Raw genomic sequence first — 19,506 nt, 5'->3', positions numbered from 1 at the left:
TAAGCGGATCACATCCATGCTGATTGAGGGGGCCGTAGTCGGGACCTTCTTTTTTACTATACACCATATTGACCACCCCTGCTTCATTGGCACCGGGCGTGGACCGGTGAGCACCGGCAGATACGCACCCGCGACGCGGGATAGCCGAGCGTCAAGGGCTGCCAAAGGCCAGCCGCATCCCAGCTCGAATAGCAGCCGCCGCCTCGCGTTCTTCCGGAGAAAGAACGCCGTGCAATGTGGCTTTGCCTCTACGGAGCAGCGCTGGCACGTCCGCCGATTTTATAGCTTCCCACGAGCTCGAGTGCGCGATGTCACGCAGGCAGGCCGTAACGTCCGCCCACGGGCCGGGAAGGTGTTCAGCTCGATTGAGGAGCGTCACGTGGACGGATCTAGAGGCCGTGGTTGCCCGCCTTTGAGTGACCTGTTCGATAGCATCCGTGAGCCATTGCGCATGAACACGCAGCTCGCCCTCGAGCTTGCCCAGGCTGTACTTCCCGCCCGAAGCCAATTTCGCCTCGGCATCCTCGAGGATACCGAGTACGACCAGCATGCGTTCGACGACCCGTGGCACCAGTTCGTCCCGGGCATGGTCAGCCATGACCCGGAGCACCTCCCCAGCCGTGGGAGTCGCCGGCCGCCTTTGGCCATTGCTGCGGCCCTATGCTCTTCTTCCTGTACCCTCTTTCGATGCCTCTTCACGATGGCATCGACATCCGCCACGCGCAGCATCACGCCCTCTCCCATGAGGTCTAGGACGTCCTCAAGCGCCGCTTCTGGGGCGGTGGATAGGCGGACAAGGGCTGTCTGAGGAAGCGCAAGATTTTCCAGCGAGGTCCATCTGTCCCGGAAGCGCCGGTAGACGTTGATGGCATCCCGCGCCCATTGGCCTGACATGCCGGTCTCCGTCAGGACCCACGGCAGCCATGCCCCGTGCGGGAGCGCATCGCGCCACCGGTCAAGCCGCTCGCCGATGTCCATGAGCGCACCCGCGGCGTCGACCAAGCTCTTGCGGATCGCCACGGCGTCGGCCCGCAGAGCTTTTCGATGCTCGGCGGGTATCTGGCTGTAGTCAAATCCGACGATCACGCCGGATGTCGCTGGCTCGTTGCTTGGCGAGTTTCTTGTCATTCCCGGGATCCAGCGAGGCACAGTCCCCTGGATAACGGTCGAAGGTTCTCAAACTCCCAATGTTTGGGAGTTTCGACCGGTGACACCGGACGTTACCTCATCGTATGTCCGGGCCAATTCGTACGGACCGTCACGCGGGACAGGCCCGTGCGCCTGGCGATGCTCGTGACGGTGGCAACCTCTCCGGCCGCCTGCACCGCCTCGATGGCCTCTTGGACCATGTTCGCCGATCGGGATCGACGGAGGCCGTGGGCGTAATACGCCCCCACCGCCTGCCGGGCACTGACGTCCCGAATGGCTGCGACCTCGTTCGCGCAGGCCCCGCGGTCCTTCGTCTGATCCGGCTTACAGCGATCGGGATCCCAACGTACGGAGGCGTAGTCGACGACCCGGTACAGAATCGCTTGGGCTTGCCGGGGATGATCTGCGCTCTGGCTGGCTCGCGGAACCAGCGCATAGAACAGCAGCTTGGCCAGCGCGTCCCTGTCGCCGGTGCGGATCGCCTCGAGGTAGGCGGTGTCACCGGCCCGATGGAGTGCGGCCAGGATCTCGTAGGCCCACGCCTGGAACGTGGTGAAAAGCACGTTGCTCGCTTTGCGGTCGGCAGTGGCGAGTGTCGCTGCGCTCTCCCGGATCATCTTCCTTCGATCGGTCCGGGTATCCACCCAGTCCTCCCATTCTGAGAGGTTGGGAAAGGTCGTTTCGTTCCAGATCGCAATGGACCAGAAAGGGCTTAGTGGGTTCTTCGTGCGCATGGCATTGGACAGAGCGCCGGGGTCTGCCCCAAGGGGGAGTAGCGACTTTGTGATGCCGGCATGGACACCACGCCAGAAGGCCATCACATCCTTCCGGCACCGGACGTCATCTGAGAACCACACACCCTCGTTGTAGGGAAGGAGATAGATGGCATGGGGCCGCTCAATCCTCCCATTCTCGTCTTCAAAGCCGACGACGACGTGCGGCAGGCACGGAAGCCGAAGCTGCTCGAATTCATATCGTAGGGCCGCCCATGAGGGGAAGACGTGGTCCAAATCGATCCGGAAGGCGCCGCGAACCTCGCTGTTCAGCACGAGCCATGGTTCATCCAACCCAAGAATTTTGGCGTCGGTGCTGAACATGACATCTTTCGAGCGGCCGACCTGCATGGCGCTCTGGCGTGGGGTGAGCTGCACGATGCGGCGTAAGACGTGGCTGGCGTCGGATCGCAGGCCCCTCTCCGAGAATGCCTCGCGCCATCGTCCGCCAATAGTGCCGCCATGGAATGCGAAGCCCTCGGCGAGCCGCCGGTGAATTAGTTCCCGCCGCGTGACGGCTCGCTCAATGAACACTTGGTTCTCGGGCGTGACCTTGCCGCTCTTCGGTGACGGCCAATCGGACATGGCGTCGCGCAGCCAGCGCTCTTCGGCCCAGCGAGTCTCGAAGGCTCGGACGGGACCGTCCGGCGGAGGCAAAATCTGTTGACGGTTGGGATCAAAGAAGGGTGTCGATTGGCTCGGAGTGGATCCGAGCCGGGCGGTCACCCGTCAGAGCGACGGGCAGGTTTGACGCGTGCGATGCCGGTGTTCATCCTTGACCTCGTTCACACACCCCCTCGCGAGCGCCTGCCAGCGCGATGACCGAGGGGGTACTGATTTCAAGGCTGTGGTTCGGCGGCGCACGGGTCAAGCCCAGTCGGCAAGTGGATCCCTTAGGCCGATAGAGTGCATCTTGGATCGCCGGGCAGCGCGCCTGCGACCTCGAGGGAGTTCCGCGGTTACGCCGAACGTCCTTCAACGTGGGTCCGAGCCGGTTAAGCCGCAGCCCCCCCCCTGGCGCGTGAAAGATATGGCGCAATATCAACCTGTGGGAATGCGATGCGCCGGATGGCCTCGATTTCTGCGACCTCGAGGAGTGGAGAGCCGTAGTTCGCCTGCGCCCCTTGAATGACGTGTCCCATCACACGGTCAGCGGTGCGATCGGGGACGCTTGCGTTGGTGAGCGCATCCCGGAAGTTGTGACGCAGGCTGTAAAAAGAGACGCGAGCCGATTTTGCGCCGGCACGTTCGATGTCGAGGTTTAGTCGCTTGGATATGGCGGCTGAGAAGTAGCCGAACTCATCGGCCTTCAGCTTTGGGAAGAGCCGCCCTCCGCGCTCTCGGCCGGCATGCACGAAATCGAGGAACCCAGCCGACACGACGTTGTCATGAAGTGGGATTTCCCGCCTCGCCGCAGCCGACTTCAATTTGAGGCGTTCGGCCTCGGGTAAGCGGTCGATCTCGTTTCGATCATAGATCGTGAGCAGGTCGATCAACCATATGCCATCACGCTCGACGATGCGCTGTGGTTCGATCTGGCACAGTTCGTTCAGGCGGGCGCCGGTATAGAGCGCGAGCAGCGGAAGCCAATAATCCGGTGATACCCGCGACCGAGATTGGGCAGCGTAGGCCAAGTATTTCGAAAGGGCGGCAGGTGAGAAGGGCAACCGTCCTTCGTCCGGACGCTGCTGCGGATCGGTGCGGCCGGACACCACGCCGGTCCCTGGATTTCTCTCGATCTTTCGTGTCGTCTCGAGCCACGAGAAGCAATTCTTGATGTGCGACAGATAGCCGTCGTCGATGGTTTTTGGTTCCATCGCTGGATGAGGACGCAACCGCTTGGCGTTGGCGGCAACGGCCTCAGAGATGACCTTTGTTCTAAACCGCGCTTCCCAGCGGCTCGGGGTCTGGTCGAGGAGGTCACGGAAGGTCTCGATGTCGGCACGCTCGTAGTCGCGGACCGGCTTGTCGCCGACGGTCTGAATGAAGAGCTCGATGCGTGGTCCAAGGGTAGAGAGGTGCTTGGAGTTCTTGAGTGTCTTCGCCTTGGCCTCGAGATAGGCTGGAAGCAACTCCGACAGCCGGCTCTCGGACCAACGTTCCTTGTGGGCGTTGATGACCAGGGATCGCATTGACAGCATCTGTTCTGTCATCTCTCTGCGAAGTGCCGCGATCTCGTCGGATGGCGCGCGCTTCGCCTCCAATTCGCGCAACCGAACTGCTTTCTCCTTGTAGTTTCCGATGATCGGCGTCACCCGCCCGATGACCTCCCCGGTGCTCCTCGCCATTTCCCGGGAAGCGACCAGTTCTGCGGTTGCTGAGCGAAGTTCAGAAGCCTCCTGCCGTAGCCGACCGAGGGGCGCCTCGCTTTCGGCGCGTTCCATCGCTTCGCCGAGCAGGCGCAGCAGAAGGGCGCGATCCGGCTGTTCCGGATCGTCCTCAATCGCCTTACGCACGGCTTCCGCCCAATCGTCCATCGCCACCGTCATGCGCGCTGCCCGACGTCTCGCCAGCCTGTGGTCGGCGGTCCGCAGGGATCGCCGGACATGAGAGCTGCCGAACCTTGCGTGAAGGTCGCGGGGCATGCCGCGAACAAACCACCATGTCCCGCCGCGTCGAAAAATGTGGGTCGTCGCCATCGCCGCCGCCTGTGACAACAGGGTGTGACAACAGGGGCGACTTCCAGAGGCGTTAGATGCAATAAAATCAATAACTTAGATATGGCGGAAGGGGTGGGATTCGAACCCACGGTGGGCTTGCACCCACGGCGGTTTTCAAGACCGCTGCCTTAAACCACTCGGCCACCCTTCCCGCATGCGCCGTCCGCTGGCGGCGGCGCGGGGTCTTCTAGCGAGCCAGGGACCCGCCGTCGAGAGACGCCCCCTTGCCTGTCCCCCGCCTTGCTCCCCGGTCCACCCTGCCTGCCTGCCTGCCTGTCCGCCCGCCTGCCGTTGCGCGATTCGCGGCCGGCGAGGACAGGGAGGGGCAAGCTTGCCATGCCATCGTGCCGCGTCACCAGGGCCGAAGGCCCGGCGGCGGTGGGCCGGAACGGCGCAAAGCTAACGCCGCCTTGCGGAACATTACAGCTCGTTTACCTTAACCACAGGTGTGCCGCATTTCCGCCTCGTTTTCCGCACCTCTTGTGTCAAATTCCACGCAGGCATGTCACAGTCTGCTTGCCTCACGGAAGTCCGCAGACGCGCACGCGGCCCGGGTTTCGGTGATGACGACGGCAAGGACGACGGTGACGGGCACGCTGGTGGCAAGGACGCTCATGACGCGAGAACAGCAGATCGTCTCCCTCGTACGCGCCTCGCGCGGCAGCCTCGGCGTCGCCGCGCTCTGCCTGTCGCTGGCGGCGTGCGGTTCGGCGGGCAAGCTGGCCGGCCAGATCGATCCCAAATACGGCGTGTCGGCCAGCCCCAAGGTGGTGGCCGACGGCCAGCCGGTGCCCAAGGGCGGCGGCGCCTACCGCGTCGGCAAGCCCTATGTGATCGCCGGCCGCACCTATGTGCCGCAGGAAAATCCCAATTACACCGCCGAAGGCATCGCCTCCTGGTATGGCGACGACTTCCACGGCCGGCTGACGGCCAATGGCGAGGTGTTCGACCGCACCTCCATCTCGGCCGCCCATCCCACCCTGCCCATGCCGTCCTACGTGCGGGTGACCAATCTCAACAACGGCCGCTCCATCATCGTGCGCGTCAACGACCGCGGGCCGTATCACCAGAACCGGGTGATCGACGTCTCGCATCGCACCGCCGACCTGCTGGGCTTCTCGTCCAAGGGCGTCGCCAAGGTGCGCGTGGACTTCGTGAGCCGCGCCCCGCTCGACGGCTCTGACGACCGCAAGCTGGTGGCTTCGCTCCGCCAGGACGGCGGCCCGGCCGAAGTGCCGGCCAATTCCGCCGTGCAGGTGGCCTCCGCCGCCCCCTTCGTGCCCAGCCTGCCCATGGTGATGCCGCAGAGCGCGCCGGGCGAGATCCCGGTTCCGCTGCAGCGCCCGTTCGACCTCGGCCATGCCGAGGCCGGCGAGCAGGTGGCGGACGCCACGCCCGCCCCGGCGCCGATGCGCGCCGCCGCCGTCCATCCGGTGGAGGCGCCGCAGGTGGCGTCCAGGCCGGCCGCGCGGCCGGTGACGGTGGCGTCTTCGTCTCAGTCCTCGTCCGTGTCCAGCGCGCCCAACGCCACGGCGGCGATCCATGCCGCCGCGCCCGGCCCGGCCGGATGGTCGGTCGGCGCGGCGCCGGTCAGCGGCTTGAGCTTTACGGGCGTCTCGACCAGTTCGGGACGCTGATCTGCGGAACGGGGGTTCCGGGGGGGCGTCCATGGGTATGAACATGCGGGGCGCCGTGTCCAATTCGGGCCGGCCCTCTTTGCCAAGCGCGCGCCGCCGGCCCTACGGTCTGGCGGCGTTTTTGTCGGCGGGTTCGTCCGCGCGGCACGCGCTGCCGCGCCTTGCCGCCGCGCTGGCGCTCAGCCTGGCGCCGGTCGCGCTGGCGCAGGCCCAGACCGCCTTCCAGACCCCGGTGCCCAGCGCCACGCTGGTGGATTTCGCCAGCGGCACCATCCTGTTCGAGAAGAATGCGGAAAGCCGCATGGCGCCCGGCGGCATCGTCAAGATCATGACCGCCGCCGTGGTGTTCGACCAGATCCACACCGGCAAGATCACCCTCGATACCCCGTTCTATGTCAGCGAGAATGCGTGGCGGCGGGGCGGCGGGCCGTCCGGCGGCGCGGCCATGTTCGCGGCGGTCAAGAGCCAGGTGCGGGTGGGCGACCTGCTCCAGGGCGCGCTGGTGGTGTCCGGCAATGACGCCGCCATCGCGCTGGCGGAAGGCGTGAGCGGCACCGAGATCGAGTTCGCCAACCGCATGAACGCCAAGGCCGCCGAGATCGGCCTCACCGGCTCGCAGTTCCGCAACGCCACCGGCTTCGCCGATCCCGAGCAATACACCACCGCGCGCGACATGGCGCTGCTGGCGCGCTCCATCATCCGCACCGACCCGGACCTCTACAAGATCTTCGCCATCCCCGGCATCGACTGGAACAAGATCAAGCAGCGCAACCGCAACGCGCTGCTGGACGCGGGCGTCGGCGCCGACGGCCTGCACGCCTCCTGGGTGCGCGAGGTAGGCTATCACCTGGTCGGCTCCGCCGTGCAGGGCGACCAGCGCCTGGTGGCGGTGGTGATGGGCGCCAAGTCCGAGAAGGAGCGGCTGGAGGAGACCCGCAAGCTGCTGGAATGGGGCTTCCACTCCTTCCAGTATCGCCTGCTGTTCGCCGCCGACGCGGAGATCGGCCGGGCCAGCATCTGGGGCGGGGAGACCGGCTCGGTGGGCCTCAGCGCCCAGGTGCCGCTGTCGCTGCTGCTGCCGCGCAACAGCCAGGAGAAGCTGGTGGCGCGGGTGAATTACAAGACCCCCCTGCGGGCCCCCGTCGCCAAGGGCACCGAGGTCGGCCGGCTGGAGCTGACGCGCGGCCAGATGAAGGTGCTCGAAGTGCCGGTCTACACCACCGCCGACGTGGCGGTGGGCACGATCTGGCAGCGGGCCATGGACGGGGCCGGGACGCTGGCCGGCGACGCCTTCCGCGACCTGAGCGCCCAGGTGATGGCGAAGCTGAAGAAATGAGCGCGGCGCGCGGGCGCTTCATCACCCTGGAGGGCGGCGAAGGCACCGGCAAGTCCACCCAGGCGCGGCGCCTCGCGGCGGCGCTGGAGGCGCGCGGCTATGCGGTCGCCATCACCCGCGAGCCCGGCGGCTCGGTGGGGGCGGAGGCGCTCCGGCAGGTGATCCTGTCCGGCGCCGCCAAGGATTTCGGCCCCGCCGCCGAGGCGCTGCTGTTCGCCGCCGCGCGGGCCGACCATGTGGACAGCCTGATCCGCCCGGCGCTCGACGCCGGCACATGGGTGGTCTGCGACCGCTTCATCGATTCGACGCGGGTCTATCAGGGCGTGCTCGGCGGCCTCGACGCCGCGCTGCTGGACGACCTGGAGCAGGTCGCCGCCGCTGCCGCGCGCCCCGACCTGACGCTGGTGCTGGATGTTCCGCCGCAGGTGGGCCTCGCCCGCGCCGCCGCGCGGGGGGAGGAACGCGGGGAGGAGGCCGACCGTTTCGAGAGCGAGGGGCTTGCCTTCCATGGGAAGGTGCGGGATGCCTTCCTCGCCTTGGCGAAGGCCGAGCCGGAGCGCTGCGCGGTGATCGATGCCGCCGGCACGCCGGACGAGGTGGCGGCGCGGATCTGGGACGTGGTGGCGGCGCGCATGTGGCGCCCGGCCCCGAAGCGGCAGGCCGCCAAGCGGCGCGGGACGAAGCCGCGCTGAGGACCGCCGCCGGGCCGGAGACATCGCGCCGGAGCCGGAGACATCGCGCCGGTGACGCCGGCCCGGAAAACGCGACCGAACTGAGGGAATAAGCTGCTTGGCGCGATCTGCTGCTGACAAGGATGCCACCGGCGAGGGCGCGGAAGGCGATGTGCTGCCGGGTGCGCCGCACCCACGCCGCCAGGACCGGCTGTTCGGCCATGCGGAGGTGGAAGCGGACCTGATCGCCGAATGGCGGGCGGGCCGGCTGCCGCACGCGCTGCTGATCGGCGGACCCGAGGGCATCGGCAAGGCGACGCTGGCCTATCGCATCGCCCGCTTCGTGCTGGCGGGCGGGCCGGTCTCGCCGAACCAGCACGCCTTCGACGTGCCGGAGACCCATCCCATCTGGCGGCAGGTGGCGGCGCTGTCCCATCCCGATCTGCTGGTGCTGCGCCGGGTGCCGGAGGCGGGGGAGGACAAGATCCCCACCGTCATCCCCGCCGACATGGTGCGCAAGGTGCGCAGCTTCTTCGGCGCAACGGCGGGCGGCGGCGGCTGGCGGGTGTGCATCGTGGACGCGGTGGACGATCTGAACGCCTTCGGCGCCAACGCGCTGCTGAAGACGCTGGAGGAGCCGCCGGCGCGCGCGCTGTTCCTGCTGGTCTGCCATGCGCCGGGCCGGGTGCTGCCCACCATCCGCTCGCGCACCCGCATGGTGCGGCTGAAGCCGCTGGGCGGCGCTGAAGTGCTGGCGGCGCTCGACCATCTGGCGCCGGCGCTGGAGCTGGACGGGGCGGCGCTGCCGGCGGCGGCCGCGGCCAGCGGCGGCAGCGTGCGGCGGGCCATCGTGCTGGCGCGCGGGGAGGGCATGGAGGTGCGCGGGGCGACGCTGCGCGCCCTGGAGCAACTGCCCCAGCCGCGCATGGAGGAACTGCACGCGCTGGGCGCCCGCCTCCAGGGCGACCGGGGCGACGGCCTCGCGCTGTTCCTTGAGGCGGTCAGCGACTGGATCGCGGCGGAGGCCACCGGCGGGGCGGCGGGGCGGCACCGCCTTGTCCGCCTGGGCGAGGTGTGGGAGAAGGTACGCTGCAGCGGCGCCGAGGCCGACACCTACAATCTCGACCGCAAGGCGCTGGTTTTTCGCATTTTCACCGAGCTCGCGGAGGCGTCGCGCATCTGAGCCGACCGTCCGGCGTCCCCGGTTTTTGGTTCGGACCTCACATGCCTTCGAAGCCGTCCTTCTATATCACCACCGCCATTGCCTACCCCAACGGCGTGCCGCACATGGGCCACGCCTATGAGGCGATCGCCACCGACTGCATCGCGCGGTTCAAGCGGCTGGACGGCTATGACGTGCGCTTCCTCACCGGCACGGACGAGCACGGCATCAAGATGCTCCAGACCGCGCAGAAGGCGGGGCTGACGCCGCGCCAGCTGCTGGAGCGCAACGTGCCGCGCTTCCAGGCCATGGGGGAGGCCTTCAACCTCTCCAACGACGACTTCATCCGCACCACGGAGGAGCGCCACAAGAAAGCCTCGCAGGCGATCTGGGAGCGCATGGCCGCGCGCGGCGACATCTACAAGTCCACCTATTCCGGCTGGTATTCGGTGCGGGACGAGGCCTATTACGCCGAAGAAGAGACCACCGTGAACGAGCAGCATGTGCGGCTCGGCCCCCAGGGCACGCCGGTGGAATGGGTGGAGGAGGAGAGCTATTTCTTCCGCCTCTCCGCCTATCAGCAGAAGCTGCTGGACCATTACGCCGCCAACCCCGGCTTCATCATGCCGGAAGCGCGGCGCAACGAGGTGGTGAGCTTCGTGTCCGGCGGGCTCCAGGACCTGTCCATCTCCCGCACCACGTTCGACTGGGGCATCCCGGTGCCCGGCGACCCGGCGCACATCATGTATGTGTGGGTGGACGCGCTGACCAATTACATCACCGCGCTCGGCTATCCCGACACCGAGGCCGACCTGTTCAAGCGGTTCTGGCCGGCGGACGTGCATGTGATCGGCAAGGACATCATCCGCTTCCACGCGGTCTACTGGCCCGCCTTCCTGTGGTCGGCGGGGCTGGAGGTGCCCAAAAGGGTGTTCGGCCACGGCTTCCTGTTCAACCGCGGGGAGAAGATGTCCAAGTCCGTGGGCAACGTGGTCGATCCGTTCGGCCTCGTGGACACCTATGGCGTGGATGCGGTGCGCTATTTCTTCCTGCGCGAGGTGTCGTTCGGGCAGGACGGCTCCTACAGCCATGAGTCCATCGTCAACCGCATGAATGCGGACCTCGCCAACGACCTGGGCAACCTCGCCCAGCGCTCGCTGTCGATGATCGCCAAGAATCTCGACGGCGTGGTGCCGGAGCCCGGCCCGCTCTCGGCCGAGGACGAGGCCATCCTCGCCTTGGCGGACGGCATGATCGGCAAGGCGCGCGAGGCGATCGAGAGCCAGGCCATCCACCAGTATCTGGCCGCCGTCTGGGCGGTGGTGGCGGAGGCCAACCGCTATTTCGCCGCCGCCGCGCCCTGGGCGCTGCGCAAGACCGATCCCAAGCGCATGGAAACCGTGCTGTGGACCACGGCGGAAGTGATCCGGCAGGTGGCGATCCTGGCCCAGCCGGTGATGCCCGCGAGCGCCGGCAAGATGCTGGACCTCATCCTGGTGCCGGAGGCCGAGCGCGGCTTCGACCGGCTGGGTGGCGGCTTCCGCCTGCCCGGCGGCACGGTGATCCCGGCGCCCACCGGCGTGTTCCCGCGCTATGTGGAGCCTGAGGCGCCCGCAGCCGGCTGAGCTGGTGCCCGCGCCCGCCGGGGCGCACCCGACACGAAAAAGGCCCGGCGCATCGCGCCGGGCCTTCGTGTTTGGAGTGAGAGATGGGCGCGCCGCCTCACTCGTTGATGGAGGCGCCGGAGGCCTTCACCACCGGCCCCCACTTGGCGAGTTCCGCCTTCACATGCGCGGCCAGCGCGTCCGGCGTGCTGCCGACGGACACGGCGCTGAGGTCGGCCAGCTTGGCCTTCACGTCCGGGTCGGCCACCGCCTGGGCGCCGGCCTTGGCCAGCTTGTCGATGATGGCCATGGGCGTGCCCGCCGGGGCGAAGATGGCGTTCCAGCTATAGGTCTCATATCCCGGCAGGCCGGATTCGGAGACGGTGGGCAGGTCCGGGGCGGCGGGCGAGCGCTCCTTGGTGGTGACGGCTAGGCCGACCACGGAGCCCTTGCGGATATGGCCGATGGCCGAGGGCAGGTTGTCGAACATGATCTTCACCTGCCCGCCCACGAGGTCGAGCATGGCGGGGCCGGCGCCCTTGTAGGGCACGTGCACCATCTTCACGCCCGCCATGCTCTCGAACAGCGCGCCTGAGAGATGCAGCGGCGTGCCGACGCCGGAGGAGGCGTATTCATACTTGCCGGGATTGGCCTTCAGCAGGGCGATCAGCTCGGCGGTGGTCTTCACGTTGAGTGAGGGGTGGACGATGACCACGTTCGGCACGTTCACCAGCAGCGAGACCGGGGCGAAGTCCTTCACCGGGTCATAGGGCATCTTGGCGTAGAGGGCCGGGTTGATGGCGTGGGTGGCCACCGTGCCCATCAGCACCGTGTAGCCGTCGGGCGCCGCCTTGGCGACGGCCGCCGCGCCGAGGTTGCCGCCGGCGCCGCCGCGATTGTCCACGATCACCTGCTGCTTCAGGATCTCGCTCATCTTGGCGGCGATGATGCGGGCGACGATGTCGGTGGAGCCGCCGGCCGCGAACGGCACGATGAGGCGGATGGGGCGGGTGGGATAATCCTCCTGCGCCTGGGCCGGGCCGGCGACCGGGGCGAGGGCAAGGGTGAGGGCAAGGGAAAGGGAAAGGGCAAAGATCGAAATCAGGCGAGTCATCAGCATTCCTCCGCGCGGCACGTTAGAGGACATGACGCAGCGGAAGAAGGGGGCTTGGGTGCGGCGTTAGCGGCGGGGGCGCTCCGCGACCATCCGCTCGGCCAGCAGCAGCGTCGCGGTCGCCAGCAGGATCTTGACCACGGAGCCGGGCAGGAAGGGCACGAGGCCCTTCTCGACGGCCAGCGGCGTGCCGATCTTCACCGCCAGCCAGCCGACGCCGAACGCCAGCAGCACCACGTGGCCGAGCGTCATCAGCGCGGTCCACTGCGCCACCGAGCGGTGCCAATTGCGCTCCGCCAGCCAGCCGACCACCAGCGCCGCGACGAGGAAGCCGACCAGATAGCCCCCCGTCGGCCCCATCAGCACCGCAAGGCCGCTCTTGGCGCCGGAGAAGACCGGCGCGCCCAGCAAGCCGGCGACGAGATAGACGCCGACGATCTCCCCGGCGAGCCGCCAGCCGGCCAGCGCCGCCAGCGTCACCAGGGCGTAGCTCTGCAAGGTCATGGGCACCGGCACCATGGGCACGCTGGCCTGGGCGCCGGCCGCCATCACCGCCGCGCCCAGCGCCACCAGGGCGAGGCGCCAGGCCAGCGAGCGGGTGGCGAGGCGGGCGAGCGGCGGGGCGGGGGTGTGCGGCATCATCAGCGCAATCTCCGGAAGCGGCGATCTCCTATCGGGCCTTCGGTGCGGCGACGCAAGGGCACGCAGGACGGGCACGGCAAGACGGGCACGCACGACGGGGCACGGCGGGGTCGGACGACGCCGCGCCTCGACGGACGGGCCGTCAGCGCCTATGTGAGGCCGAACATCCGCTCCTGGCCGAAGGTGCCGTTCTTCCATCATGCTCGTCGACAGCCACTGCCATCTCGACTTCCCCGATTTCGCCCCCGAACTGCCGGAGGTGGTGGCCCGCGCCGCCGCCGCCGGGGTGTCTCACCTCGTCACCATCTCGACCCGGGTGAAGCGCTTTCCGGAGATCCTGGCCATCGCCGAGCGCTTCGATCTGGTGAGCTGCTCGGTCGGCACCCATCCGCACCAGGCGGCGGAGGAGCTGGACGTCACCACCGCCGATCTGGTGCGGCTGTCCGCCCATCCCAAGGTGGTGGCCATCGGCGAGGTCGGGCTCGACTATCATTACGACACCAGCCCGCGCGAGGCGCAGGCGCACGGCTTCCACACCCACATCGCCGCCGCGCGCGAGACCGGCCTGCCGCTGGTGATCCATGCCCGCGAGGCCGACGACGACGTAGCCGCCATCCTGGAGGCGGAGAGCGCCAAGGGCGCCTTCCCCTTCCTGCTGCACTGCTACACCGGCGGCGCCGACCTCGCCCACCGGGCGGTGGCGCTGGGCGGCTACGTCTCCTTCTCCGGCGTCATCACCTTCAAGAAGAGCGAGGAGCTGCGGGCGCTCGCCGCCGCCTTGCCGGTGGAGCGGCTGCTGGTGGAGACCGACGCGCCCTTCCTCGCCCCCACCCCGCATCGCGGCAAGCGCAACGAGCCCGCCTTCGTGCGCAACACGGCGACCGTGCTGGGAGAAACGTTGGGCGTGAGCCTGGAGGAGATCGCGGCGCGCACCACTGAGAATTTTTATAGGCTGTTCTCAAAGGCGGCCCGCACCTGAGCGCGGGCCTCAACCGGCAGCCAATGCCGTGAGACACGGAAACGGCAGGAGAGGCGGCGCATGAATCACGACCAGTATCCGGACGCCTATATCCGCGCCATCCTCTCCGGGGTGAAGACCGTCGCCATCGTCGGGGCGAGCGCCAATCCGGCCAGGCCCTCCTTCTTCGTGACCAAGTATCTGGCCGAGCGCGGCTACCGGGTGTTCCCAGTCAACCCCGGGCAGGCGGGCAAGCTGGTCGCCGGCCTGCCGGCCTATGCGACGCTGGCCGACGTCCCCGAGCCCATCGACATGGTGGACGTGTTCCGCGCCTCCGAGCACGTGCCGCAGGTGGTGGAGGAGGCCCTCGCCCTCACGCCGCTGCCCAAGGTGATCTGGACCCAGCTCGGGGTGCGCAACGACGCGGCGGCCGCCACGGCGGAGGCGGCGGGGGTGCAGGTGGTGATGAACCGCTGCCCGAAGATCGAATATGCCCGCCTCTCCGGTGAGATCGGCTGGACCGGGGTCAACAGCCGGACCATCTCCGCCCGCCGGCCGCAGCGGCTGGGGCAGGGGGTGCAGCGCCTGTCCATCGACCGGCCGGGCCCCACGCGGACCTGAGGGCGCCGCCGCCGGGCACGGAATGATGTCCTAAGACACGGTGTCGCAAATGGGGAAGTGCGCGGCGAAGCGCCGCGCGACGCGGTGAATGGCGCATAAACAACAAAAAAATGCTGGGTTGTCTGGAATTACACCCGGGCTCGACGCATGATGCGTGCCGAAGCGATGCCGCGGCCAAACCGACGGCGTCGCGCCCAGGACAACCTGGCCTAGGAGAGAGACACGTCCATGACCGACCGCATCCCCGGCTTTTCCACCCTGGCCATCCATGCCGGCGCCCAGCCCGACCCCACCACCGGCGCCCGGGCGACGCCGATCTACCAGACCACCTCCTTCGTCTTCGACGACGTGGACCATGCGGCGGCGCTGTTCGGTTTGCAGACCTTCGGCAACATCTACACCCGCATCGGCAACCCCACGAACGCGGTGCTGGAGGAGCGGGTGGCGGCGCTGGAGGGCGGGACGGCGGCGCTGGCGGTGGCCTCCGGCCATGCGGCGCAGCATCTGGTGTTCCACACCCTGCTGACGCCGGGCGATGAATTCGTCGCGTCCAGAAAGCTTTACGGCGGCTCGATCAACCAGTTCAACCACGCCTTCAAGAGCTATGGCTGGGAGGTGGCGTGGGCCGATCCCGACGACATCTCCAGCTTCGAGCGCGCCATTACGCCCAAGACCAAGGCGATCTTCGTCGAGAGCATCGCCAATCCTGGCGGCATCGTCACCGACCTCAAGGCCATTTCGGCGGTGGCCAAGAAGGCGGGCGTGCCGCTGATCGTCGACAACACGCTGGCGACGCCCTACCTCTGGCGCCCGATCGAGCACGGCGCCGACATCGTCATCCATTCCGCCACCAAGTTCCTGGGCGGACACGGCAATTCCATCGGCGGCGTGATCGTGGACGCCGGCACCTTCGACTGGACGGCAAGCGGGCGCTACCCCTTCCTCACCCAGCCGCGGCCGGAATACCAGGGCATCGTGCTGCACGAGACCTTCGGCAATTTTGCCTTCGCCATCGCCTGCCGCGTGCTCGGCCTGCGCGACCTCGGGCCGGCGCTGTCGCCGTTCAACGCCTTCCTGATCCTCACTGGCATCGAGACCCTGGGCCTGCGCGTGCAGCGGCACAGCGAGAACGCGCTCGCCGTCGCCCGCTTCCTCGCCCACCATCCGGCAGTGGCCGGCGTGAGCTATGCCGGCCTGCCCGGCGATCGCTACCATGCCCTGGCCGAAACCTACCTGCCGAAGGGCGCGGGGGCGGTGTTCACCTTCCGCCTGAAGGGCGGCTACGAGGCGGGCGTGAACCTGGTCTCGAACGTCGAGCTCTTCTCGCATCTGGCCAATATCGGCGACACCCGCTCGCTCATCATCCACCCGGCCTCCACCACCCACCGCCAGCTCTCCGACGAGCAGAAGACGCTGGCCGGGGCGGGGCCGGAGGTGGTGCGCCTCTCGGTGGGCATCGAGGACGTGGCGGACATCATCGCCGACCTCGATCAGGCGCTCGCCAAGGTCTGATCGCTCCGTTCGCCATGGACCTCGCGGCTCAGCGCCAGCCAGGCGCGGGCCGCGTGGGACAGGTAGCCGCCGCGCCGCCAGACCAGCGCCATGTGCCAGGCGGTGCCGGGCTCGTCCAGCAGCACCGTCGCGACGCCGGGATGGGCGCGCTGCTCGGCGATCATCCGCGGCAGGAAGGCGACGCCGAGCCCGGCCGCCACCAGCCCCACCAGGAAGTCGATCTGCCCGGAGCGGGCGGCGATGGTCGGGGTCACGCCGCGCCGCTGCCAGGCCTCGCGCAGCACCTTGTTGAGGGCGAAGCCGTCCTCGAACAGCAGGAAAGGCGATTCGGCCAAGGCCTTGAGATCGCAGGACGATGCGCCGGCCAGCGGATGGGCCGCGGGCAGCAGCGCCATCAGCGGCTCCTCATGCACCGACTGCCATTCGAAATCGTCCGAGATGGGCAGGAGCGAGCCGGCGAGGTCCATGTCGCCGGCCAGCACCATCTCCTCCAGGCGGGCGCTGCCATGCTCGCTGAGATGGATCTCGATGCCGGGATAGCGGCTGCGGTAGAGCGCGAACAGGGGCGCGAACAGCGTGTCGCTGCCGAGCGGCGGCAGGCCGAGGCGCAGGCTGCCGCGCTTGAGGCCGCGCAATTCGCCGAGCTCGGCCACCAGGTCGTCGCGCTCCGCCAGCATGGTGATGGCGCGCCGGTAGACGATCTCCCCGGCGGCGGTCAGGCGGCTGCGATGGGCGACGCGGTCGAGCAGCGGCACGCCGAGCTCGTCCTCCAGCTGGCGCACGGCCTTGCTGACGGTGCTCTGGGTGGCGAACACCGCCTTGGCGGCTTGCGAAAACCCGCCCTGGCGCACCACTTCCACGAAGGCCCGCAGCGTTCTCAATTCCATCTCTATTCCATATGCGACTTGTCTGAATTCCACCAATTCATTTTACGCATAGTGCATCGCAGCGTAGGCTGCTCGGCAAGTCGGGACCACCGACGCCTTCCAGCCTTATCAAAGCATTGCCATGAACCGCCCCCAGCTCCGTCATCTGATTATGTTGCGCCGCACACGTTTTGCCCAGGTCGTTGCCCTGGCAGGCGTCTGGTTTGTCAGCGACACGGCCACCCGCGCCGCCGGCCTGCCGGTGCCGGGCGGGGTCATCGGCATGCTGGCCCTGCTGGCGCTGTTCGGCACCGGCCTGCTCAAGGTCCACAGCGTCAGCGGCGGCGCCCGCTGGCTGCTGGCGGAAATGCTGCTGTTCTTCGTGCCCTCGGTGCTCGCCGTCCTGGACCACCAGGAGTTCATGGGCGCGGTGGGGCTGAAGATCGCCGCGGTGATCGTGGTCGGCACGGTGCTGGTGATGGGCGCCACCGCCATGACCGTGGACCTGTGCTACCGCTGGCAGGCCCGTCATGCCTGACGCCTTGCAGGGCCTCCTCACCGCGCTGTTCTGGTCCGTGGTGACCATCGGCTGCTACGTGGTGGCGCGCATGATCAACGCGCGCTGGCAGGCCTGGTGGTCCTCCCCGCTGCTCCTGGCGCCGATCTCGGTGGGCATCATCGTCGTGCTGATGCATACCGGCTATGCCTCCTACATCCGCGGCACCCACTGGATCGCCTTGATGATGGGGCCGGCCACGGTGGCCTTCGCCATCCCGCTCTACGAGCATCGCGAGACCATCAAGCGGCATTGGCCCATACTGCTGGCGGGCGTCGCCATCGGCAGCGCCACGGCCATCGGCACCGCCTTCGCCCTGGCCTCCTGGCTGGACCTGCCCACCGCGCTGCGCACCAGCCTGCTGCCGCGTTCCACCAGCACGCCCTTCGCCATGGCGGTGTCGAGCGACCTGGGCGGCATGCCGGAACTGACGGCGGTGTTCGTCATCATCACCGGCGTGACCGGCGCGGCGCTGGGCGAGTTCATGCTGCGCTTCATGCCGCTGCGCTCGTCCTTGGCGCGCGGCGCCTTCCTCGGCATGGGCGCCCACGGCGCGGGCGTCGCCAAGGCCCGCCAGATCGGCGCGGAGGAAGGTTCCATCGCCGGATTGGTGATGATCCTCGCCGGCTGCTTCAACCTGATGATGGCGCCGCTGGTGGCCCTGTTCATGGGCTGAGCCCGGGACGCCTGGGCTGAGCTGGCACCGGCCTCAGCCGGCGCGCAACAAGGCCGGCCCGGCGGCCGGCGCGCGGGAGCGGGCAAGGTCGCTGGCATGCACCGTGGCCGCAACAAGCACCAGCGTTGCGCCCAACTGATGGGCGAGCGCGAGGTCCAGCGGCACCATGTGCACCAGGGTCAGGATGCCGAGGGTCGCCTGCACGCTCACCAGTGCCAGCAGCAGCAGCGCGCCGCGTGCCGCCCGCCCGCCGGTGCGGGATGCGTCGAGGGCGTGCAGGATCGCCACGGCGAACAGCGTGTAGGCGATCATCCGGTGCACGAACTGCACCGTCATCACATTCTCGAACAGGTTGCGCCACGCCGGCTCCATGGCGCCGAGCTGGGCGGCGGCGGGAATGAGCCGCCCGTCCATCAATGGCCAGGTGTTGAACGTCAGGCCCGCGTCCAGGCCGGCGACCAGCCCGCCGGCGAAGATCTGCACCAGCACGAGGCCGACCAGCCCATAAGCGGTCGCGCGCAGGCGGCGGGGAACGGCCTGCGTGCCCCGCGCGGTGAGCCCGCGCGCCACGGCGACCACGGCGGCGAGGATGACGCACGCCAGCGTCAGGTGGATGGCGAGGCGATACTGGCTGACGGAGGTCCGCGCGGTGAGGCCGGAGGCCACCATCCACCAGCCGACCGCCCCTTGCAGGCCGCCCAGCAGGAACAAAGCGAGGCAGCGGGCGAGCAGGGCGCCGCGCAACATGCCGCGCGCCGCGAAATAGACGAAGGGCAGGAAGAAGGCGAGGCCGATCACCCGGCCCAGCAGGCGATGAGCCCATTCCCACCAGAAGATCCGCTTGAAGTCCTCCAGGCCCATGCCCTTGTTGAGGATCTCGTATTGCGGGATGGTCTTGTACTTGTCGAACTCGGCCTGCCAGTCGGCGTCCGACAGCGGGGGCAGGGCGCCGGTCACCGGCTTCCATTCGGTGATGGACAGGCCGGATTCGGTGAGGCGCGTGGCGCCGCCCACCACCACCATGGCGACGATGAGGGCCGCCACGACATAGAGCCACATGCGCACGGCGCGAGACCCTGCGGTCGCCGGGCTGGCGGCTGCATCCGCGACGGCGATGCCCTGGACCTGCGACATCACTTCCTGCTCCCGCATATGCCCGCCCGGAGCGATCCGTTATAGAGCGGGGCGAGGCGGCGCAAGGCGTCCGGTGGTCGCTGGCGGGAAGCCGGCCTTCAACAAGGGCGAGCAGGACGGTGCGCTTGAGGTGATTTATTGGATGAAAATATTCAAGTAAACAACTGATAATTAATCATAAAATAGAAAACTTAACACCTTGATTCAAGATGGGAGGCGAGCATGCGCCAGCGCGTGCGCAAGCTGATCGGCACGGTGCTGCTGCTGGTGCTTGTGGTTGTATGGGCGATTGGCGCCATGGCGCTGGCCCAGGGCCGGGTCACGGACCTGCCGGCGGGGTGGCAGACGGTGAGCTACGTGCTGCTGGGCATCCTGTGGGTGATCCCGGCCGCGCTGCTGATCCGCTGGATGGAGAAGCCGGACCGCCGGGCCTGA

General features: G+C 68.1%; 18 protein-coding genes and 1 tRNA gene. 11 read left to right on the top strand and 8 right to left on the bottom strand.

The features are described from left to right. Positions 1–151 precede the first annotated feature (151 nt). The 4 genes from YU1_RS33245 to YU1_RS0100890 all read right to left on the bottom strand — a co-directional run bounded on the left by YU1_RS33245 (position 152) and on the right by YU1_RS0100890 (position 4,733). Positions 152–598 (bottom strand): hypothetical protein, encoded by a 447-nt coding sequence (locus YU1_RS33245; RefSeq protein ID WP_156921889.1) that lies wholly within the window; start codon positions 596–598, stop codon positions 152–154. Positions 599–1,220: 622 nt separating this feature from the next. After that, on the bottom strand, positions 1,221–2,648 hold the full coding sequence (locus tag YU1_RS0100900; protein ID WP_245263190.1) for a hypothetical protein: 1,428 nt from the start codon (positions 2,646–2,648) through the stop codon (positions 1,221–1,223). A 269-nt stretch (positions 2,649–2,917) separates the two neighbouring features. Next, on the bottom strand, positions 2,918–4,561 hold the full coding sequence (locus YU1_RS0100895; RefSeq protein ID WP_084539560.1) for a DUF6538 domain-containing protein: 1,644 nt from the start codon (positions 4,559–4,561) through the stop codon (positions 2,918–2,920). A gap of 82 nt (positions 4,562–4,643) precedes the next feature. Further along, positions 4,644–4,733 (bottom strand) — tRNA-Ser (locus YU1_RS0100890). Between the two features lie 463 nt (positions 4,734–5,196). Here YU1_RS0100890 and YU1_RS0100880 point away from each other — a divergent pair. The 5 genes from YU1_RS0100880 (at position 5,197) to metG (ending at position 11,013) form a co-directional block, all read left to right on the top strand. After that, entirely contained in the window at positions 5,197–6,219 is a 1,023-nt protein-coding gene (locus YU1_RS0100880; protein WP_029002469.1) for a septal ring lytic transglycosylase RlpA family protein, read from the top strand. A 121-nt stretch (positions 6,220–6,340) separates the two neighbouring features. Further along, complete coding sequence (locus YU1_RS0100875; protein ID WP_029002468.1) at positions 6,341–7,555, top strand: D-alanyl-D-alanine carboxypeptidase family protein; 1,215 nt, start codon at positions 6,341–6,343, stop codon at positions 7,553–7,555. Further along, on the top strand, positions 7,552–8,247 hold the full coding sequence (gene tmk, locus YU1_RS0100870; RefSeq protein WP_029002467.1) for a dTMP kinase: 696 nt from the start codon (positions 7,552–7,554) through the stop codon (positions 8,245–8,247). Before YU1_RS0100875 ends, tmk begins: the two co-directional genes overlap by 4 nt. A gap of 97 nt (positions 8,248–8,344) precedes the next feature. Then, complete coding sequence (locus YU1_RS0100865; protein ID WP_051356330.1) at positions 8,345–9,409, top strand: DNA polymerase III subunit delta'; 1,065 nt, start codon at positions 8,345–8,347, stop codon at positions 9,407–9,409. Between the two features lie 41 nt (positions 9,410–9,450). Next, positions 9,451–11,013 carry a methionine--tRNA ligase gene (gene metG / locus YU1_RS0100860; protein WP_029002465.1) on the top strand — a complete coding sequence of 521 codons (1,563 nt, stop codon included), beginning with the start codon at positions 9,451–9,453 and terminating at the stop codon, positions 11,011–11,013. 97 nt (positions 11,014–11,110) lie between these two features. Here the strand turns inward: metG and YU1_RS0100855 are convergent, their stop codons facing one another. Both YU1_RS0100855 and YU1_RS0100850 read right to left on the bottom strand, forming a co-directional pair. Beyond that, entirely contained in the window at positions 11,111–12,112 is a 1,002-nt protein-coding gene (locus YU1_RS0100855) for a Bug family tripartite tricarboxylate transporter substrate binding protein (protein WP_029002464.1), read from the bottom strand. 60 nt (positions 12,113–12,172) lie between these two features. Continuing rightward, complete coding sequence (locus tag YU1_RS0100850; RefSeq protein WP_051356329.1) at positions 12,173–12,748, bottom strand: biotin transporter BioY; 576 nt, start codon at positions 12,746–12,748, stop codon at positions 12,173–12,175. A 199-nt stretch (positions 12,749–12,947) separates the two neighbouring features. Here YU1_RS0100850 and YU1_RS0100845 point away from each other — a divergent pair, with 199 nt between their 5' ends. From YU1_RS0100845 to YU1_RS0100835, 3 genes are all read left to right on the top strand, one after another. Continuing rightward, complete coding sequence (locus YU1_RS0100845; RefSeq protein ID WP_029002462.1) at positions 12,948–13,727, top strand: TatD family hydrolase; 780 nt, start codon at positions 12,948–12,950, stop codon at positions 13,725–13,727. Positions 13,728–13,787: 60 nt separating this feature from the next. Further along, positions 13,788–14,327 carry a CoA-binding protein gene (locus tag YU1_RS0100840; RefSeq protein ID WP_029002461.1) on the top strand — a complete coding sequence of 180 codons (540 nt, stop codon included), beginning with the start codon at positions 13,788–13,790 and terminating at the stop codon, positions 14,325–14,327. Between the two features lie 228 nt (positions 14,328–14,555). Further along, positions 14,556–15,839 (top strand): O-acetylhomoserine aminocarboxypropyltransferase, encoded by a 1,284-nt coding sequence (locus YU1_RS0100835; RefSeq protein WP_029002460.1) that lies wholly within the window; start codon positions 14,556–14,558, stop codon positions 15,837–15,839. Here YU1_RS0100835 and YU1_RS0100830 read toward each other — a convergent pair. Further along, positions 15,818–16,726, bottom strand: a complete 909-nt coding sequence (locus tag YU1_RS0100830; RefSeq protein ID WP_029002459.1) for a LysR family transcriptional regulator — start codon at positions 16,724–16,726, stop codon at positions 15,818–15,820. The two genes, YU1_RS0100835 and YU1_RS0100830, sit on opposite strands and share 22 nt — an antisense overlap. A gap of 121 nt (positions 16,727–16,847) precedes the next feature. On the opposite strand from YU1_RS0100830, the gene YU1_RS0100825 reads away from it, so the two are divergent. Together YU1_RS0100825 and YU1_RS0100820 are read left to right on the top strand one after the other, a co-directional pair. Beyond that, on the top strand, positions 16,848–17,243 hold the full coding sequence (locus YU1_RS0100825; protein ID WP_029002458.1) for a CidA/LrgA family protein: 396 nt from the start codon (positions 16,848–16,850) through the stop codon (positions 17,241–17,243). After that, the gene (locus YU1_RS0100820; protein ID WP_029002457.1) at positions 17,236–17,937 is read left to right on the top strand and encodes an LrgB family protein; all 702 of its coding nucleotides are present in this window, start codon (positions 17,236–17,238) and stop codon (positions 17,935–17,937) included. Before YU1_RS0100825 ends, YU1_RS0100820 begins: the two co-directional genes overlap by 8 nt. Positions 17,938–17,970: 33 nt before the next feature. On the opposite strand, the gene YU1_RS27270 is transcribed toward YU1_RS0100820, so the two are convergent. Beyond that, positions 17,971–19,071 (bottom strand): COX15/CtaA family protein, encoded by a 1,101-nt coding sequence (locus YU1_RS27270; protein ID WP_051356328.1) that lies wholly within the window; start codon positions 19,069–19,071, stop codon positions 17,971–17,973. Between the two features lie 222 nt (positions 19,072–19,293). Here YU1_RS27270 and YU1_RS0100810 point away from each other — a divergent pair, with 222 nt between their 5' ends. Then, on the top strand, positions 19,294–19,506 hold the full coding sequence (locus YU1_RS0100810) for a DUF2842 domain-containing protein (protein WP_029002456.1): 213 nt from the start codon (positions 19,294–19,296) through the stop codon (positions 19,504–19,506).

It is taken from the genome of Azorhizobium doebereinerae UFLA1-100 (assembly GCF_000473085.1).
In the GTDB taxonomy this organism is placed as follows: Bacteria; Pseudomonadota; Alphaproteobacteria; order Rhizobiales; family Xanthobacteraceae; genus Azorhizobium; species Azorhizobium doebereinerae.
Note: the sequence above shows the minus strand (reverse complement) of the source record. Positions and strands in the feature narration are given on the sequence as shown.

What these genes read in the sequence shown, in the direction of transcription:
- YU1_RS0100810 (WP_029002456.1), top strand. Translation starts at nt 19,294, where the DNA reads ATGCGCCAGCGCGTGCGCAAGCTGATCGGCACGGTGCTGCTGCTGGTG.
- YU1_RS0100855 (WP_029002464.1), bottom strand. Translation starts at nt 12,112, where the DNA reads ATGCTGATGACTCGCCTGATTTCGATCTTTGCCCTTTCCCTTTCCCTT.
- YU1_RS0100825 (WP_029002458.1), top strand. Translation starts at nt 16,848, where the DNA reads ATGAACCGCCCCCAGCTCCGTCATCTGATTATGTTGCGCCGCACACGT.
- YU1_RS33245 (WP_156921889.1), bottom strand. Translation starts at nt 598, where the DNA reads ATGGCTGACCATGCCCGGGACGAACTGGTGCCACGGGTCGTCGAACGC.
- YU1_RS0100845 (WP_029002462.1), top strand. Translation starts at nt 12,948, where the DNA reads ATGCTCGTCGACAGCCACTGCCATCTCGACTTCCCCGATTTCGCCCCC.
- YU1_RS0100830 (WP_029002459.1), bottom strand. Translation starts at nt 16,726, where the DNA reads ATGGAATTGAGAACGCTGCGGGCCTTCGTGGAAGTGGTGCGCCAGGGC.
- YU1_RS0100850 (WP_051356329.1), bottom strand. Translation starts at nt 12,748, where the DNA reads ATGATGCCGCACACCCCCGCCCCGCCGCTCGCCCGCCTCGCCACCCGC.
- metG (WP_029002465.1), top strand. Translation starts at nt 9,451, where the DNA reads ATGCCTTCGAAGCCGTCCTTCTATATCACCACCGCCATTGCCTACCCC.
- YU1_RS0100835 (WP_029002460.1), top strand. Translation starts at nt 14,556, where the DNA reads ATGACCGACCGCATCCCCGGCTTTTCCACCCTGGCCATCCATGCCGGC.
- YU1_RS0100880 (WP_029002469.1), top strand. Translation starts at nt 5,197, where the DNA reads ATGACGCGAGAACAGCAGATCGTCTCCCTCGTACGCGCCTCGCGCGGC.
- YU1_RS0100820 (WP_029002457.1), top strand. Translation starts at nt 17,236, where the DNA reads ATGCCTGACGCCTTGCAGGGCCTCCTCACCGCGCTGTTCTGGTCCGTG.
- YU1_RS0100840 (WP_029002461.1), top strand. Translation starts at nt 13,788, where the DNA reads ATGAATCACGACCAGTATCCGGACGCCTATATCCGCGCCATCCTCTCC.
- YU1_RS27270 (WP_051356328.1), bottom strand. Translation starts at nt 19,071, where the DNA reads ATGTCGCAGGTCCAGGGCATCGCCGTCGCGGATGCAGCCGCCAGCCCG.
- tmk (WP_029002467.1), top strand. Translation starts at nt 7,552, where the DNA reads ATGAGCGCGGCGCGCGGGCGCTTCATCACCCTGGAGGGCGGCGAAGGC.
- YU1_RS0100895 (WP_084539560.1), bottom strand. Translation starts at nt 4,561, where the DNA reads ATGGCGACGACCCACATTTTTCGACGCGGCGGGACATGGTGGTTTGTT.